The organism is uncultured Abiotrophia sp. (assembly GCF_963520105.1).
In the GTDB taxonomy this organism is placed as follows: domain Bacteria; phylum Bacillota; class Bacilli; order Lactobacillales; family Aerococcaceae; genus Abiotrophia.
This window is the reverse complement of record NZ_CAUQPN010000003.1, coordinates 224763-239467: the sequence shown is the minus strand read 5'-3', so window position 1 is coordinate 239467 and position 14705 is coordinate 224763. Positions and strand designations below refer to the sequence as shown.

The 14705-nt window shown below is 49.0% G+C and carries 15 protein-coding genes; 4 read left to right on the top strand and 11 right to left on the bottom strand.

The annotated features are described in order from the left end of the window. Positions 1-1226 (top strand): DUF308 domain-containing protein (locus tag RWO08_RS05370; RefSeq protein WP_314211430.1); only part of this gene is annotated, 1226 nt, incomplete at its 5' end. Positions 1227-1692: 466 nt separating this feature from the next. Beyond that, complete coding sequence (locus tag RWO08_RS05365; protein WP_268445636.1) at positions 1693-2235, top strand: ClbS/DfsB family four-helix bundle protein; 543 nt, start codon at positions 1693-1695, stop codon at positions 2233-2235. 344 nt (positions 2236-2579) lie between these two features. Here the strand turns inward: RWO08_RS05365 and metF are convergent, their stop codons facing one another. Together metF and metE are read right to left on the bottom strand one after the other, a co-directional pair. Further along, positions 2580-3446 carry a methylenetetrahydrofolate reductase [NAD(P)H] gene (metF, locus tag RWO08_RS05360; protein WP_314211429.1) on the bottom strand — a complete coding sequence of 289 codons (867 nt, stop codon included), beginning with the start codon at positions 3444-3446 and terminating at the stop codon, positions 2580-2582. Between the two features lie 5 nt (positions 3447-3451). Continuing rightward, positions 3452-5704, bottom strand: coding sequence for a 5-methyltetrahydropteroyltriglutamate--homocysteine S-methyltransferase (gene metE, locus RWO08_RS05355; RefSeq protein WP_314211428.1), 2253 nt, complete (start codon positions 5702-5704; stop codon positions 3452-3454). 128 nt (positions 5705-5832) lie between these two features. On the opposite strand from metE, the gene RWO08_RS05350 reads away from it, so the two are divergent. Then, positions 5833-6774 (top strand): LysR family transcriptional regulator, encoded by a 942-nt coding sequence (locus RWO08_RS05350; RefSeq protein WP_035364161.1) that lies wholly within the window; start codon positions 5833-5835, stop codon positions 6772-6774. Between the two features lie 420 nt (positions 6775-7194). Here the strand turns inward: RWO08_RS05350 and efp are convergent, their stop codons facing one another. From efp to RWO08_RS05305, 9 genes are all read right to left on the bottom strand, one after another. Further along, a complete protein-coding gene (gene efp, locus RWO08_RS05345; RefSeq protein ID WP_314211427.1) occupies positions 7195-7758 on the bottom strand; it encodes an elongation factor P in 564 nt (187 codons plus the stop codon). A gap of 101 nt (positions 7759-7859) precedes the next feature. After that, positions 7860-8012 carry a hypothetical protein gene (locus tag RWO08_RS05340; protein ID WP_023391822.1) on the bottom strand — a complete coding sequence of 51 codons (153 nt, stop codon included), beginning with the start codon at positions 8010-8012 and terminating at the stop codon, positions 7860-7862. A gap of 469 nt (positions 8013-8481) precedes the next feature. Next, positions 8482-9168 carry a YjjG family noncanonical pyrimidine nucleotidase gene (locus tag RWO08_RS05335; RefSeq protein ID WP_314211426.1) on the bottom strand — a complete coding sequence of 229 codons (687 nt, stop codon included), beginning with the start codon at positions 9166-9168 and terminating at the stop codon, positions 8482-8484. Beyond that, positions 9165-10067, bottom strand: coding sequence for a hypothetical protein (locus tag RWO08_RS05330; RefSeq protein ID WP_314211425.1), 903 nt, complete (start codon positions 10065-10067; stop codon positions 9165-9167). Before RWO08_RS05330 ends, RWO08_RS05335 begins: the two co-directional genes overlap by 4 nt. 30 nt (positions 10068-10097) lie before the next feature. Next, positions 10098-10583, bottom strand: coding sequence for a glutathione peroxidase (locus tag RWO08_RS05325; protein ID WP_314211424.1), 486 nt, complete (start codon positions 10581-10583; stop codon positions 10098-10100). Positions 10584-10815: 232 nt separating this feature from the next. After that, entirely contained in the window at positions 10816-12294 is a 1479-nt protein-coding gene (locus RWO08_RS05320) for a DUF438 domain-containing protein (RefSeq protein ID WP_314211423.1), read from the bottom strand. Then, on the bottom strand, positions 12284-12529 hold the full coding sequence (locus RWO08_RS05315; protein ID WP_023391830.1) for a DUF1858 domain-containing protein: 246 nt from the start codon (positions 12527-12529) through the stop codon (positions 12284-12286). The genes RWO08_RS05320 and RWO08_RS05315 overlap by 11 nt, the downstream gene beginning before the upstream one ends. After that, positions 12522-13004: a threonine/serine exporter family protein gene (locus RWO08_RS05310; RefSeq protein WP_314211422.1), complete on the bottom strand. Its 483-nt coding sequence runs from the start codon at positions 13002-13004 to the stop codon at positions 12522-12524. The genes RWO08_RS05315 and RWO08_RS05310 overlap by 8 nt, the downstream gene beginning before the upstream one ends. Further along, positions 13001-13771: a threonine/serine exporter ThrE family protein gene (locus RWO08_RS05305; RefSeq protein ID WP_023391832.1), complete on the bottom strand. Its 771-nt coding sequence runs from the start codon at positions 13769-13771 to the stop codon at positions 13001-13003. The genes RWO08_RS05310 and RWO08_RS05305 overlap by 4 nt, the downstream gene beginning before the upstream one ends. 205 nt (positions 13772-13976) lie before the next feature. Here RWO08_RS05305 and RWO08_RS05300 point away from each other — a divergent pair, with 205 nt between their 5' ends. Beyond that, positions 13977-14669 carry a serine dehydratase beta chain gene (locus RWO08_RS05300; protein WP_314211421.1) on the top strand — a complete coding sequence of 231 codons (693 nt, stop codon included), beginning with the start codon at positions 13977-13979 and terminating at the stop codon, positions 14667-14669. Positions 14670-14705: the final 36 nt, after the last annotated feature.

Genomic DNA, 14705 nt, shown 5'->3' with positions numbered 1-14705 from the left:
GGGTTCTTGCCGTCATTTTTGGGGTCCTCATTTTTCGAAACGGTGTTGGTTTCACCAAATTTTCCTTGGACCTATTAGCTGTTTACTTTTTAGTCGATGGACTAGGAAGCTTTCTTCTGCGCTTTATGTTGCGTCGCAAGTCTATTTCCTATAGCCATTCCATTTGGTTAATTTTTCTTTCGGTTAGTTTGAGTTGGTTGAATCGATTGACCAATTTACCCGTTGATTTGATTGTAATTTGTTTAGGAGCTTACCAGTTGGGAACAGCTCTGATTTATGCCATTACATTTTGGCTTTACAAGGCCAATCGTGTAAAAGGAGGCTGGTTCTATTTATTGGATGCTCTTTTGAACGGGGGGATTGGTATAGCAAGCGTCTTGGGACCTAGTTCAGATGGGCACTTTCAATTTATCATCTTGGGGACTTATCTGGTCTTGTTGGGGATTTCTAATATTCGAGATGGTATTTTATTTGATAAAGACCAACAAGGCCAGGAGTTAAAACGTCGCTTTCGTATTAGCCTACCTGTTATCTTTGCTGCTTTTATCCCAGCTCAATCGCTAAAACGGTTTAACCAATTTCTTCAAAAAGGAAGTTCGGCGGGTCATAGCGGTCCTTATCGACTGGTGAAAAAAGAAGAAGAGGCAAGAGAATTAGAAATTTTAGTTCATACTTCTGATAGCAACCTATTTGGTGCCATTGGGCATGTTGATATTTGTTACCAGGGGACGGTGATTTCTTACGGAAGTTACGATCCCTTTTCAGAGCGTCTGTTTGGGACGATTGGCGATGGCGTACTTTTTAAAGTGGATAAGGAACCATACATCGAACTATGTAAAAAGGAGAGTCACAAGACTCTGTTTGGATACAGTCTATCCCTTACTGAAGAAGAGAGTCAGGCAGTGGAGAAGCGTCTAGCTGAGATTGATCAGTTATTAACACCTTGGGATCCGCCTAGTAGGTTACAAGAAGACGGTCAGCCGACCTATGCCTACAAATTGAAGTATGATTTAGGGGCTGAGCTATATAAATTTACTTCTTCGCGTTTTAAATCTTATTTTGTTCTGTCTACTAATTGCTGCCTGTTAGCAGATTCAATTGTGGGACAGGCGGGAACGGCCGTATTAGATGTGCGGGGAGTGATTGCACCAGGGACCTATCAAGATTATTTAGAATACGAATTTGAAGCTCCAAATGGACTGGTCCATACACGAACAGTATATTAAGAAAAGAAAGACAGATTCTAAATTTTGAGAAATCTGTCTTTTCTGCACTATATTTTACAATTTATCTATTAAATAAAAAATAATTTGAAGACACAGGTATGTTGATGGAAATAAACGAGGTTAAAGGGACTTAGTAAAGAATAGAAAAGCGAACTCGAACAGGATATAATTGATTATATAAAACAGTGGAGCCAATAAAATTTGGTAGCTTTTTGGTAGCTAAACAGACAGAATATCAAGTTTCTTTAAAACAATACAAAAAAAGAATGTTGATTTATCGGTATTCTTTTTTAATTCAAATAGTTTCTCGGAATTAGAAATAGTGGGAAAATAAGGAAAAAGCCCTTTTAAATAAGGCTTTTGAGGTAGTTTTTTATCTTTTAATCTATTTGAGCAACAAGAATAGAACATCAGAAGAAAACTCAAAAACCATATTGAGATATAGCGTAAAGTAGGAGGAAATATTATGCCAAGACCAAGAACAAAAGAAGATTTAATGATTGCAGCGAAAGAAAACTATGATAAGTTGAACGTATTAATTGCTAAGCTATCTGACGAAGAATTAAACACACCTTTTGACTTTTCAAGTGATGAAAAAAAGAAAGAGGCTCATTGGAAAAGAGATAAAAATCTAAGAGATATTTTGATTCATTTATATGAATGGCACCAACTTCTTTTGAATTGGGTAGATACAAATTTAAAGGGAGTGGCAAAACCTTTTATTCCAGCTCCATATAATTGGAAAACTTATGGAGATATGAATGTCGAGTTTTGGAAAAAACATCAAAATACTTCTCTTGAAGATGCAAAAGAAATGTTTCATAAATCCCATAAAGATATTTTAGAATTAGCTGAGAGATTTACAAACGAAGAATTGTTTTCAAAAGATGTCTATAAGTGGGTAGGAGGAAGTGTACTTGGTTCGTATTTTGTAAGCACTACTTCAAGTCATTATGATTGGGCGATGAAGAAATTAAAAGCACATCAAAAAAATTGTAAGAAAAAATAAGCAGATATGGAGATGAATAAATAGGATCATATCATACAGTTAGCTTTCTATTGGAAAATCTAATGCTTAAGTTGTATACTAGTGTTATGACAAACTTGGAGGTGAATACGTGCGTGATTGCTCCAGTGATAGGTCGCGCATGACAATCATCATGAAAATTATCCTAACTATCTTGTTTATTGTCCAAATAATTTTATCGCTTTATCTAGCATATCTTACGAAGAAGGCTAATAAGCTAGACGCTGAAATTCAGGCATTAAAAGAAGAAGCTGAACATAAAAAACTAACATAAGGCATCAAGTCAAAAAAGCCAGCCCCTCAGGGCTGGCTCTTCTATTTCATTATCACTTAAACAAGGCCTTAGCAGCGTCCGCGATATAGTGGGCGGTGTCCGACTGGTTCATGGTATAGAGGTGAATCCCGTCGGCGCCTTGGGTGATCAGGTCGACAATTTGGTCCAGGGCATAAGCTAGGCCAGCTGCCCGCAGGGCTTGAGGCTCGTGCTCGTACTTGTCCAGGATGGCTTTGAACTTGCGAGGCAACTTAGTGGTCTCACAGGTGGTCAGCAGGCGCAGGGCCTGGTTGCGGTTGACGATGGGCATGATACCCGCCAAGATTGGCACTTCGATATTGGCCAGGGCGCACTTTTCCTGGAAATGATAGAAGCAATCATTGTCGAAGAAGAGTTGGGTAATCAGGCGGTCAACGCCAGCGTCGACCTTGCGCTTGAGGAAGCGGATGTCCGCGACGGCATTAGGCGCGTCGGGATGGACTTCCGGATAGCAGGCCGCCGTAATGTCGAAGTGGGGCTTGCGTTCCTTAATGAAATGAATGAGCTCTTCCGCATAAGAGAAGTCGCCGACCGGCTCCAGGCCTTCCAAAATGTCGCCGCGCAGGGCCAGGACCCGACGGATGCCCAGTTGGTCCAGAGAGTCCAAGCTAGCCGCCACGCGCTCCTTGCTCAGGTACATAGCTGGCAGGTGGGCGATGGTGGGGATATGCAGGCTGTTCTGAACGTGATCGGCTACCTTGAGGGTGGTTTCCTCAATATTAGGCTGGCGATTGCTGCAGGTGACACTAATGAAGTCCGGCTTGAGTTCCGCCAAATCATTCAAAGTATGGGTCAGTCGCTCCGCCCCCACTTGGGTGTTGGGCGGAAAGACTTCATAGGATAAGGATGGATGGTGGAAGGGTGCCGGTGGCTGTGTCATAGGGGTTAGAGCTCCTCTCGAATGTTACGGGTAGCCTGGGTTAAGTTAACCAAGCTAGCCTTAGTTTCTGGAATACCACGCGTCTTGAGACCGCAGTCTGGGTTAATCCAGACACGTTCAGTTGGCACTTTGGCCAAGATAGCGCGGATGGTGTGTTCAATTTCTTCCACAGAAGGGACACGAGGGGAGTGAATGTCGTAAACCCCAGGACCAACCTGTAATTGGAAGTTTTGGCGTTCTAATTCGTCCAAGATGTGGAGGTTAGAACGGGATGCTTCGAAGGAAATCACGTCAGCATCTAATTGCTCGATAGCAGGGATGATGTCAGTGAATTCACTGTAGCACATGTGGGTGTGGATTTGAGTCGTTGGTGCCACGCCGGAGTGAACCAAGCGGAAGGCTGGAATAGCCCAGTCTAGGTATTCAGAGTACCAGTCAGACTTACGCAAAGGTAATTTCTCACGGAGGGCGGCTTCGTCGATTTGGATGATGTGGATGCCGGCCGCTTCCAAGTCAAGGACTTCCTCACGGATTGCTAAAGCAATTTGCAGGGTAGATTCCTTGATGGTGATGTCTTCACGAGGGAAGGACCAGTTGAGGATAGTAACCGGACCAGTTAACATCCCTTTAACAGGAAGGTCGGATTGGGCTTGAGCGTAAGCAGACCACTTAACGGTGATAGGACGTTCACGCTTAACGTCGCCCCAGATGATTGGTGGCTTAACGCCACGGGTCCCGTAGGATTGTACCCAACCGTTCTTAGAGAAGAGGTAACCGGACAGGTTCTCACCGAAGTATTCCACCATGTCGTTACGCTCGAATTCACCGTGAACCAGAACGTCCAGGCCGATTTCTTCTTGCCACTTGATCCATTCGTCGATTTCAGCTTCGATGAAGGCCGTGTATTCTGCTTCTGTCTTCTCGCCACGACGGAAGGTCGCGCGGTTAACCTTGACTTCACGTGTTTGTGGGAAGCTCCCGATAGTGGTAGTAGGTAAGACTGGTAAATTGAAGGCTTGGTGTTGAGCCTTAGCACGTTCAGCCAAAGCAGGTTGGCGGGTGAAGGCTGCGTCGTCCAGGCCAGCCAATTGAGCGGCCAAGTCGGCATTGCGAACGGTACGTTCTGCTGCAAAGAGGGCCTTGTTAGCTGCCAAGAATTCATCCCCTTGGCCAGCACGGATAGCATCTAATTCACGTAATTCGTCCAATTTCTCAGCGGCGAAAGCGAAGTGAGCCAAGATTTCAGGCGCAAACTCTTCGTTAGCCGTTGTGAAAGGTACGTGGAGAAGAGAACATGAAGTCGATAGGACCACGTTTTGGGCTGGAATTTCTTCTAAGAGGGCTAAGGTCTTAGCGTAGTCGTTACGCCAGATGTTCTTACCGTTAACCACCCCTGCATAGAGGACCTTGTCAGCTGGGAAGCCGTGTTCTTTGACTAATTCTAAGGTCTTGCGGCCTTCTAAGAAGTCCAAACCGATGGCTTCAACTGGTAATTGTACCAAGTGGCTGTAAACGTCACGCACGTCACCAAAGTAGGTTTGTAAGAGGACGGACAAGCCAGCCTTGTCAGCTAATAGGCCTTGGTATAATTTGTCGAAGAGGGTCAATTCCAATTCAGAGATGTCCTTAACTAAGGCAGGCTCATCTAATTGGATGTCAGTCGCGCCTAAGTCAGCCAAGCGACGGAAAACTTCCTTGTAGGCTGCCACTAAAGGCTCGATGAATTGAACTGGGTTCACACCTTCAGCGTATTCAGCCAGACGTAAGAGGGTGAATGGCCCAACTAAGACTGGACGAGTGTGGATGCCTAAGTCCTTAGCTTCTTGGAATTCGTCGAAGAGCTTGTGGCCGGCCAACTTAACTTGGGTGCCAGCTTCGAATTTAGGTACAATATAGTGGTAGTTGGTGTTGAACCATTTTTTCATTGGGAGGGCGCGTACGTCACCTTTTTCCCCTTGGTAGCCGCGGGCTAGGGCGAAGTACTTGTCCAACTCGCTCAAGTCAATGGCTTGCACTTGCTCAGGTACGATATTGAAGAGGACAGCGGTGTCCAAGAAGGTATCGTAGAGGGAGAAGTCATTACTTGGGATTTGGTCCACGCCGCGTTCTTGGGCTAGGCGCCAGTGTTTAGCGCGGAGTTCCTTAGCAGTTGCTTGAAGTTCTTCAGCGCTGATTTCCTTACGGAAGTATTTTTCAGTAGCAAATTTTAATTCACGGTGTTCCCCGATTCGTGGGAAACCAATAATCGATGTTGTCATGCAATCGACCTCCTTATTGATAGTTCTATCCTATCATGGAAACGGTCCTCTTGAATAATTGAAAAAAAGTATACACGGTTATAGTTTTAGGTTATAATATACTGGAGTAATTCAAGGGAGTGACTATGATGAGAATCCAACAACTGCAATATCTTGAGAAAATCGTGGAATCGGGCTCTATTAATGAAGCGGCCAAAGCCCTCTTCTTATCCCAGCCTAGCCTCAGTAATGCCATTAAGGAATTAGAGCAGGAGATGGATCTGCAGCTGCTAGTCCGCCAGAAGTCTGGGGTCTCTCTGACCAATGAAGGCCGGGAGTTCATGATCTATGCCCGCCAAATCCTGGACCAAGTCAAGCTCATGGAAGCTAAATACAAGCAACACACCGTCCGCAAGCAGGCCTTCTCAGTGTCCGCCCAGCACTATGCCTTCGTGGTCCATGCCTTCGTGGACTTGATTAAGCAGGTGGATGCGGAAGAGTACCAGTTCACCCTGCGGGAGACCGAGACACAGAACATCCTGGAAGACGTCATGTCCTTCAAGAGTTCTCTGGGCATTCTCTACCTTAATAAGTTCAACCGCCAGGTCCTGACCAAGCTTTTCAAGGAGAAGAAGCTTAAGTTCACGCCTTTGTTCAAGGCCAAGCCCCACGTCTTCGTCTGCCGAGACAATCCTCTGGCTCAGAAGTCTTCGGTTAAGTTACGGGACCTAGAGGACTATCCTTACTTATCTTATGAGCAAGGCCAGGAGAACTCCTTCTATTTTGCGGAAGAGATTTTGAGTACTCTTAACCGCAAGATGCACATCAAAGTCAGCGACCGGGCCACCATCTTCAACCTCATGGTGGGGCTCAACGGCTATACCATTTCTTCAGGGATTATCTCTAGCGAGCTCAACGACGACAAGATCATCGCCATTCCCCTGGAAGTGGATGACATGATGACCCTGGGCTATCTCATGCCCCAACAGGTAGAGCCAAGCCCTATTACCCGCCAATACCTGGACCTCCTGCGGGCCAATATCCGTGGTTACGGGTTTGAGATTCTGGAGGATAAGGAGAAAGAGAAGTAGGGGGCTAGTTAGCTACTTAGTTTCTGCCCGCCTGACGGCCATAGATTGGATATAATGGAAAAAGACCAGCTGCCTGGCCCTTTGTGGGGAGGGAGCTGGTTTTTGTGTGCCTGCCTACCGGGGCGTGACTGCCAGGCCTCCTTAAGCCAAAAGGCGTGGGACCGGCTCCAGCCAGCCTGCGGCTGTCTTCCGCCTTGTCTGGCTATGGTGGGGCTAAGTCGCTAGGCTCCAAGCCCAGCTCATACGCCAGCCATCCTTGCCAGCACCAGGCCCGCTTTTGGCCATGAGGCCAGTTAGTCACTGGGAGAGTAGGGGAATAGGACCAGCCGTCTTACCCCCTGAATGGGGGAGGTGGCTGGTCTATTTTTATAACGCCACAACAAAAAACGCCACTACCTCAGGGTAGTGGCTTCTTTATGCTTACTTGTTAGCGCGGCCGCTGTAAGTACTTTCAGCGGTGTTAACGACTAAGTATTCGCCGGCTTCGATGAAGTCTGGCACGTTGACTACTAAGCCAGTTTCCATAGTTGCAGGTTTCCCAGAACCAGAAACAGTTGCACCTTTGATAGAAGGTTGGGTTTCGGTTACTTGGAGGACAACGGTTGATGGGAGTTGAACCCCGATCACTTCGCTGCCGTAGAATTGGATCTTAGCTTCCGCATTTTCCAATAAGAACTTCAATTCGCGTTCGATGGCGTCTTCTGCGATTTCGTATTGGTCATAAGTTTCTAAGTCCATGAAGAAAGCAGTGCTGTCTTGGCTGTAGAGGTATTGTACGTCCTTGGTGTCGATGTGGGCACGTTCTACCTTTTCATCTGGACGCATGGTGGTGTCCACAGTAGAGTTGTTGCGGACGTCACGGATTTTCATCCGCATGATGGTGTTACCTTTCCCTGGTTTGTGGTGGGAAATTTCCAATACGCGCCACAATTTACCGTCTAGGATGAAAGTCATCCCTGCTTTTAAATCACTTACACTAATCATCTTACTGCTCCTTTTGTCAGTTGAATTTGAGGCCAAAGCCTCGATACCTTCGTTATTATAGCATACCTTATAGGCAAAATTAAAGAAAAAAATGATACGGGCTAGGATTTGCGCCGTTCATAGTAATAGAGACAGGCAATTCCCTCAAGTAGGGTGGCTGCCACGAGCCAGAGCAGGCAGTCGCTGTGAGCCAGAATGGCCCAGGTTACCGCCGCTAATAAAACACAGAGCAAGGTGGGGTGGAGATACTTCATGATCTAGCCTCCTAACTGATGTGGGAGAGGAAATGGACTTTTACCTAGTATACTTCAAGTGAATTGTGAAGTAAAACCTTTAGTAGAAAGGAGGACAGGAAATTAAGAGAAAGGCAGAAACTAGGGAAAGCCGCCAAAATTCGAAGAGAACACCGGGAGCTAGCCTAGCAATCTAGGTAAAAGCCGCCAAAAACGAGAAGAAGGCCGGGAGCCAGCCTAGGAAACTTGGGAAAAGAGCCCAAGACAGGGCAAGCGCCAGGAGCCAGTGGTCCACTCCGCCGAGTGGACCACTAGCTCGGGCAGAAACCTAGGAAAAAGGCGCAAAACGAGGCGAAATCTGGGAGCCAGTGGTCCACTCCGTCGAGTGGACCACTGGCTCGGGCAGAAACCTAGGAAAGAGGCGCAAAACGGGGCAAAAGCCAAGAGCCAGTGGACCACTCTGTCGAGTGGGCCACTGGCTCCCATCTTTTTAAAGCAAAATATCCCTTATACCGGCATAATCCTGGACTTGATAGGTCAGAGGTAGGTCGGTCGGCGCGGCGGCTTGATGCGGATTGTACCAGAGGCTGTCGATGCCGGCCTGGTGGGCGCCCAGCATGTCGCTTTGCAGGCGGTCGCCAATCATGAGGTAGGCGCTAGTGTCGTCGGCGCCAGTCATCTTGTAAATGGCCTGGTAGAAACCTGGGTCTGGCTTGCTGTGACCCAGTTCGCCGGAAATAGCCAGGTGGTCAAAGAGGTCCAGCCACTGAACCTGAGCCAGACGCTTGCGCTGGGTGTCGGAAACGCCGTTAGTAGCGGCCACCAGCTGGTAGCCAGCCCTTTTCAAGTCTTGCAAGAGGCTGTCGGCGCCGGGAAAGATTTGGTTGTGGACGACTAAAAGGTCGCGGTACTGGTCATCCAGGCCGCGGCCGTCCAGGTGATCCAGATGGGGCTGGAAAAATTCCTTGAAGCGGCGGTCCAGGAGTTGGTCCAGGGTCAGCTGGCCCAATTCGAGCTGGTGCCAGAGTCGGTGGCTGTGGGCATGGTAGTCGGCCAGGATTTGGTCGCTGTAGTCCAGGTCGTGGGCTTGGCAGAAGGCTTCAAGAGCCAGGGCCTGACTAGCGTCGAAATCCAGCAGGGTGTGGTCTAGGTCGAAGAGGAGGTATTTGTATTTCACTTTATTCTTCTCCTTTTTCTACACCATATTCTTTTTAGGGGTGTGATATGGAAGGTGGATTTTACGGCGCTTTCAGAATATCCTAAGATATCTTTGAAAAAAATAATTGGAATACCGATTTCATCTGGTTTAAATATTTTGTCGAAGTCAAACTGAAGTATATACTGACGCTCTAATAATAGTCGGAAATAATCTTTTGCTAACTTTGCTGACTGATTCTTAAAAATACGGTTAATATAAAAATCTTTCTCTTTATAATTCTCTTTAGAAGAGTTCATTAACGTAATCTTCGTTTGAAAATCGGCAGTTTTGTATTCCGTATCTCCATTTAGTTTTCTTGATATTAAAGTCAAATTGTTTAGACAGTGTTTGTTTAAGTATCTATCTATGTTGCAATACAAGCAAGTCCAATAAAATTGGAGACTCATGCAGGTATTTGATTGTCTATTTGAAAGTGTTCTCGGCCATCTAATTCTTCTGATCAATTGCCTGCTAGAGTATTTATTTAAGCATTCTAGTATTGGGTCAGGTCTGCTTTTGAGTGTTTGAAAAGTATCATCAAAACTATTTTGTGGAAAGATATGCTCAATTTCCCATTTTCTGTTGTAATTACCATTCAAAAGGGGCGTGCGTTTATCAAAATCTTTCTCTACTTTACTATCCCCGCTGGCCAACTCAATACATATTAAGATAAACCTAGTATATTGTTTATGCGAGTAGAAATTAGTTAAATCTTTGCAACGGTTATTATATTTGATTAGATGAGCACTAACATCCTTCATCGAATTAAAACATTTACGATTTTTTTTACTCCTGCTGTATTTGCAGAAGTCTTCCCAAACCTTATTCCCAAATATTTCTATAAACCTATCTGTAAAGTCTGCTACAGATATCACCATAGTTAGTAACTCCTTCCCGTATACTTATCCTCACTTCTCCCCCAACAATCGCTCAATATCACGCGCAATGCGTTCAGGCTTGGTGGCGGCAAAGTAGCGTTTGACTACTTGGCCCTGGCGGTTAACCAGGAACTTGGCGAAGTTCCACTCGATGCGCCGGCCCATGCGACCGCGTTTCTGGGACTTGAGCCAGGTGTAGAGTGGGTCGGCTTGGTAGCCGTTAACTTCTATTTTTGCGAAGCGTGGGAAAGTGGTCTGGTAGTGGAGGCTACAGAAGTCATTGATTTCCTGAGCGGTGCCAGGGGCTTGGCCCTTGAATTGGTTGCAAGGAAAGTCCAAGACGGCGAAGCCTTGGTCGCGGTAGCGGTCGTAGAGGGCTTGCAGGCCTTGGTATTGGGGCGTGAAGCCACAGCCGGTTGCGGTGTTGACAATTAAGAGCACCTGGCCGCGATAGGCTTCCAGGGAAAAGGCGTGGCCGTCTTGGGTCATCACGCTAAAGTCCGTTACTTGTGTCATGAGTGAGCTCCTTAAGTTGGTGGTTTGTGTCTTGGCTGGGGCTTGAGTCGGGGGCTGGAGCCATAGTGCAGGCCTTGAGTCAATTACTTGTGTTATAGCAAGTGACTTGAGTCGGGGCGGCCTGTCATAGCGAGCGGCCTAGGCCTGTTTTGGCTGAGCAATTTGAGTCGGTTAGGCCAGTCATGACTGAGCGAGCGACTTGAGTCGGCTAATCACTTTATAGCTAAGCCCTTTAGTCCTTTTCCTGTTCCTCGTCACCCTCCAAAGGCGCCAGGCCCCGTTTGTCTGGACCCAAATCCAGCAGGGGAGCGATGTCGTGGACATATTCCAGCACGCCCATGTATTGGTCCTGGTCATCGAAGACGCCAATATAAGTCACATAGGCGAAGCGGCCGTCCGAGCGGTGGAACCACATGGATTCGCTGGTCCGGCGCTTGTGCTTGAGGTCGTCAATCAGGGTCATGACCATGTCCAGGCTACGGGGCGGGTGGCACATTTTAACGTGACGGCCGATAGCGCTGGGCACTCGGGGAAAGAGTTTGTTCTCGATAGCGATGGAAGTGTTGAAGTATTTGAAAAGGTCGTTTTTGTCGATAAAAGTAATCTCAAAGGGCAGGTGGTTGAGGATGAGGTTGGCTTCCTTGAGGCTGAGACAGCCGCCACCAAAGGGCAGGTCGGCCTCGGGGTTGGGCGCCGGGCTAGTAGTTGAGTCAGCGGCTGAGGTAGCGGCTGTGTCACTAGCTAAGTCAGTCGCTGGTCCACTAGCCTGGTTGCTGGCTTGGCCGGCGCCTGCTGCAGCGTCGCTGCCTGGTAGTGCCTGCACTTGGGCCGGCTGCCCAGCTTGGCCGGCAGCCTCAGCCCCACGTCCAGCTCCAGCCAGCCCTCCACTTTCCCCTTGCTCCCCAAACTTCACCCGGCTTGGCACCCACTCCTTGTCGGGCTGGATAATAGCATAGCCGAACTCGGGGCTGTCCTTGGCGATGGCCAGCCAGTCGTCCTCGCTGAAGAGGGACAGCAACAAGGGAATCAGGATGGCTTCTTCCTTGAAGATCATGTCCTTGAATTCTTGGACGAAGGCCTGGTAAGTTGCCAGGACTTGGGCCACGGAGGCGTCCCCAGCCTGGTCCACCAGGCCTTTCAATTCTTCCTTAGCCAGGCCAAATAAATCCCGTATCTGGTCGTCCACGCCCCACATAACCTTAGGCGGCGCATCGTGGCCGTAGGACTCCATGATGGGGAAGAAGAGTTCTTCCTTGCGTCGGTAGTGGCGTTGGAATTGGTCCAGCAGCTGGTACTGGCGGGTCAGGCCGCGTAGGAGGCCGGGGTCTAAGTCCTGACCCTGGCTTTCCGCAGACTCTAGGGCATCCAGCAGGCGTTGAATCCGGTGCAGGCCCGATTGTAGGGCTAGGTTTTCTTGCTTGAAGATCCAGACGGGATGGCCTTCCTGCTGGCTGTCGGGCACTTCTTTGCCCTGAACGCCGGCGGCCATAACCTTGGCGTGGACGGTACAGAGCTTCATGACGTCTTCGAAGCCCACGCCGTGGTCGCCATTCATGAGTTCGTGTTCCATGAGGGAGACTTCGATAGGCGACACATCGCTAAAATGGGCCTGGAAGTCGGCCTCCACACTATCGGGGCTGGCCCCATGGTGGAGGCGGAGTAGGATGTCCTTGAGGACTTGAATGCGTTGGTCGCGACTGCTATTGGTCATGATCATCCACTCCTTTGACCAGGTAGCCATTGTGGTGGAGCTCCTGAATGAGGACTTGAAGATCCAGGCCAATCAGGCTGGCGCCCCGTTCCAGGCTGGTCACCGCGCCTACGGTCTTGAGCATGACGGGATTGCCTAGGGGCTTGAAGCCCAGGTCAATGAGAAGTTCTTTGACTTCGGGATGGGCCTTGAGGGTCGTGGCGACCGGCAGGCTGAGGTCGATCCAATTATCCATGAGACTGCTCCTTTCGCTTGGCATTGGCTTGGTTGCGCAGATGGTGGTAGATTTCCAGGCAGGAATCCACCAGGAAAATAGACAGGGCAATGGCCCCAGCAATGAGGGCGGATTGCAGTAGGTAGTAGCTGGCTTGGGCCGGATTGTCGTTGATATAGTAAAAGGCCGTCCGGTAGACGCCAATCCCGGGTACCAGCGGGAAGAAGCCGGGAATGTAGAACATGGTGACCGGTGCCCGGAAGCTGCGGGCGAAGAGCTGGGACAGAATGGCAATGCCGATGCCGGCCACTAAGGTGGCGACGGCCGGTCCGTGGCCGGGCATGACTAAGAGATAGATTAGATAGCCCAGAGCCCCCACCCAACCGCATTTGAAGAGGAGGGAGCGGGGGATTTCCACCATGATGGCGGCCGTAATGGTGGCCACATAGGCCCCGGCTGTCTGGAAGCATAAGGAAAAGAGGGACATCCAGGTCATAGGCTCAACACTCCATTCGATACAAAGAGTCCTAGGGCGACACCTAGCCCTAAGCTAACGGCAATGACCAAGGCTTCCGCGATTTTGGCCAGGCCGGAGACGTAGTCGCCCTTGAGGGTGTCCCGAATCCCGTTGGTGAAGGCAGTGCCGGGGAAGAGGGGCATAAGGGCGGAAATAATGATAATATCCAGATTATGGGGCTGGGGCACACCTAGCAAGACGAAGGGCATAATGGACCCCAGGAAGAAGGTGGAGACCGTCCCGGTCATGAGGGCATTCATGGCTAGCTTTCCTTGTAGCCAGTAACCAAAAATCACCAGCAGGGCGGCCAGGCCTGACACAGCAATATCCCAGATGGAGCCGCCTAAGAGGACGGCGAAGGAAACCACCAGGAAGAAGACGGCCAGGTCGAAGTGGAAGAGGGTGTATTCGGAGACGTCCACCTTTTCCAGGCGGACCCGGGCCTCTTCTAGGCTAATCTCGCCCTTGGTCAGCTGGCGGGAAATATTGTTAACATGGTGAATCTTACGCAGGTGGGTGCCGCGGTGCTTGATGCGGCGGACGATGGTAATGGGCTCGATGCTGGGGTCGTCTAAGGTGACGAAGAGGCCGGTGGTGTTGGCGAAGACTTCAGTGGTCTGGCATTGGCTGGTCTTGAGGATGCGCTCGACCGTGTCTTCAATCCGATAACTCTCGGCCTGACTTTCCAGCATGATGCGGCCGGCCAGGACGGCAACTTCGGCAATTTTCTTATATTCTTGTTTCACGCGTGGTCTCCCTTTCTTGACATGTCTATACCCTATTGATTATACACCAATGTGCCCAGTCCGGCTAGTTGCTGTGGGCCAGTTTTTTGCCGCCAGATTATCTTAAAAAAAGCCAGAAAAATTGAGTGCTTTTGCTAGAAAAATAGGGGCCTGAGGGTGTATAATAAGGAGATGACAAAGCCATATGGAGAGGAGCGGTGCTAGCATGAGCCAGGAAGCCAAGATTCAAGCCAAAAATACCAGCTATTCTAGCTGTTTTGACGTGATTGGACCTGTCATGGTAGGACCGTCTTCTTCACATACGGCTGGCGCCATTAATATCGGGGCAGCGGCCCAGAAGATTTACCGTGACCGCCCAACCGAGATTATCGTCCGCTACTACGAGTCCTTTGCGGAGACGCATCTGGGACACGGAACGGATTTTGCGACCATCGCTGGCGTTTTGGGCTTTTCTTATGACGACCATCGGGTTCCCAACTCAGTGGATATTGCCCGCAACCAGGGCATGAAGGTGCATTTTATCGAGATGGAGGGGCCAAGTCCTTATAACCATCCCAATACGGCTGACATTACCTTAATCAATGACCACAAGACTTCTCGCCTAGTCGGGGTTTCGGTGGGCGGCGGTAAGGTGGAGTTACGCCTGATTGAGCTGGGGGGCTTCTTGATTGAGCCGACAGGCTATTTGCCGGCTTTGCTCCTAATCAGTGACCGGCCGGAGACGGAGGCTAGCTTCTTGGCGCGCTTTGCGGCCGAAGGCATTGTGGTCACGCAGACCTTGAGCCAGGCTGTCCAAGGACGTTACCTGTCTTATTTCGAGATCCAGCACCACTTTCCACAGAGTCTCTATTATGCCATGGAAGAAATGGACCATGTGGAGTCTTTAATTCTACTCTAGTTGTGTCGACAGCTATCGATTGTTGAGGTAAAGAAA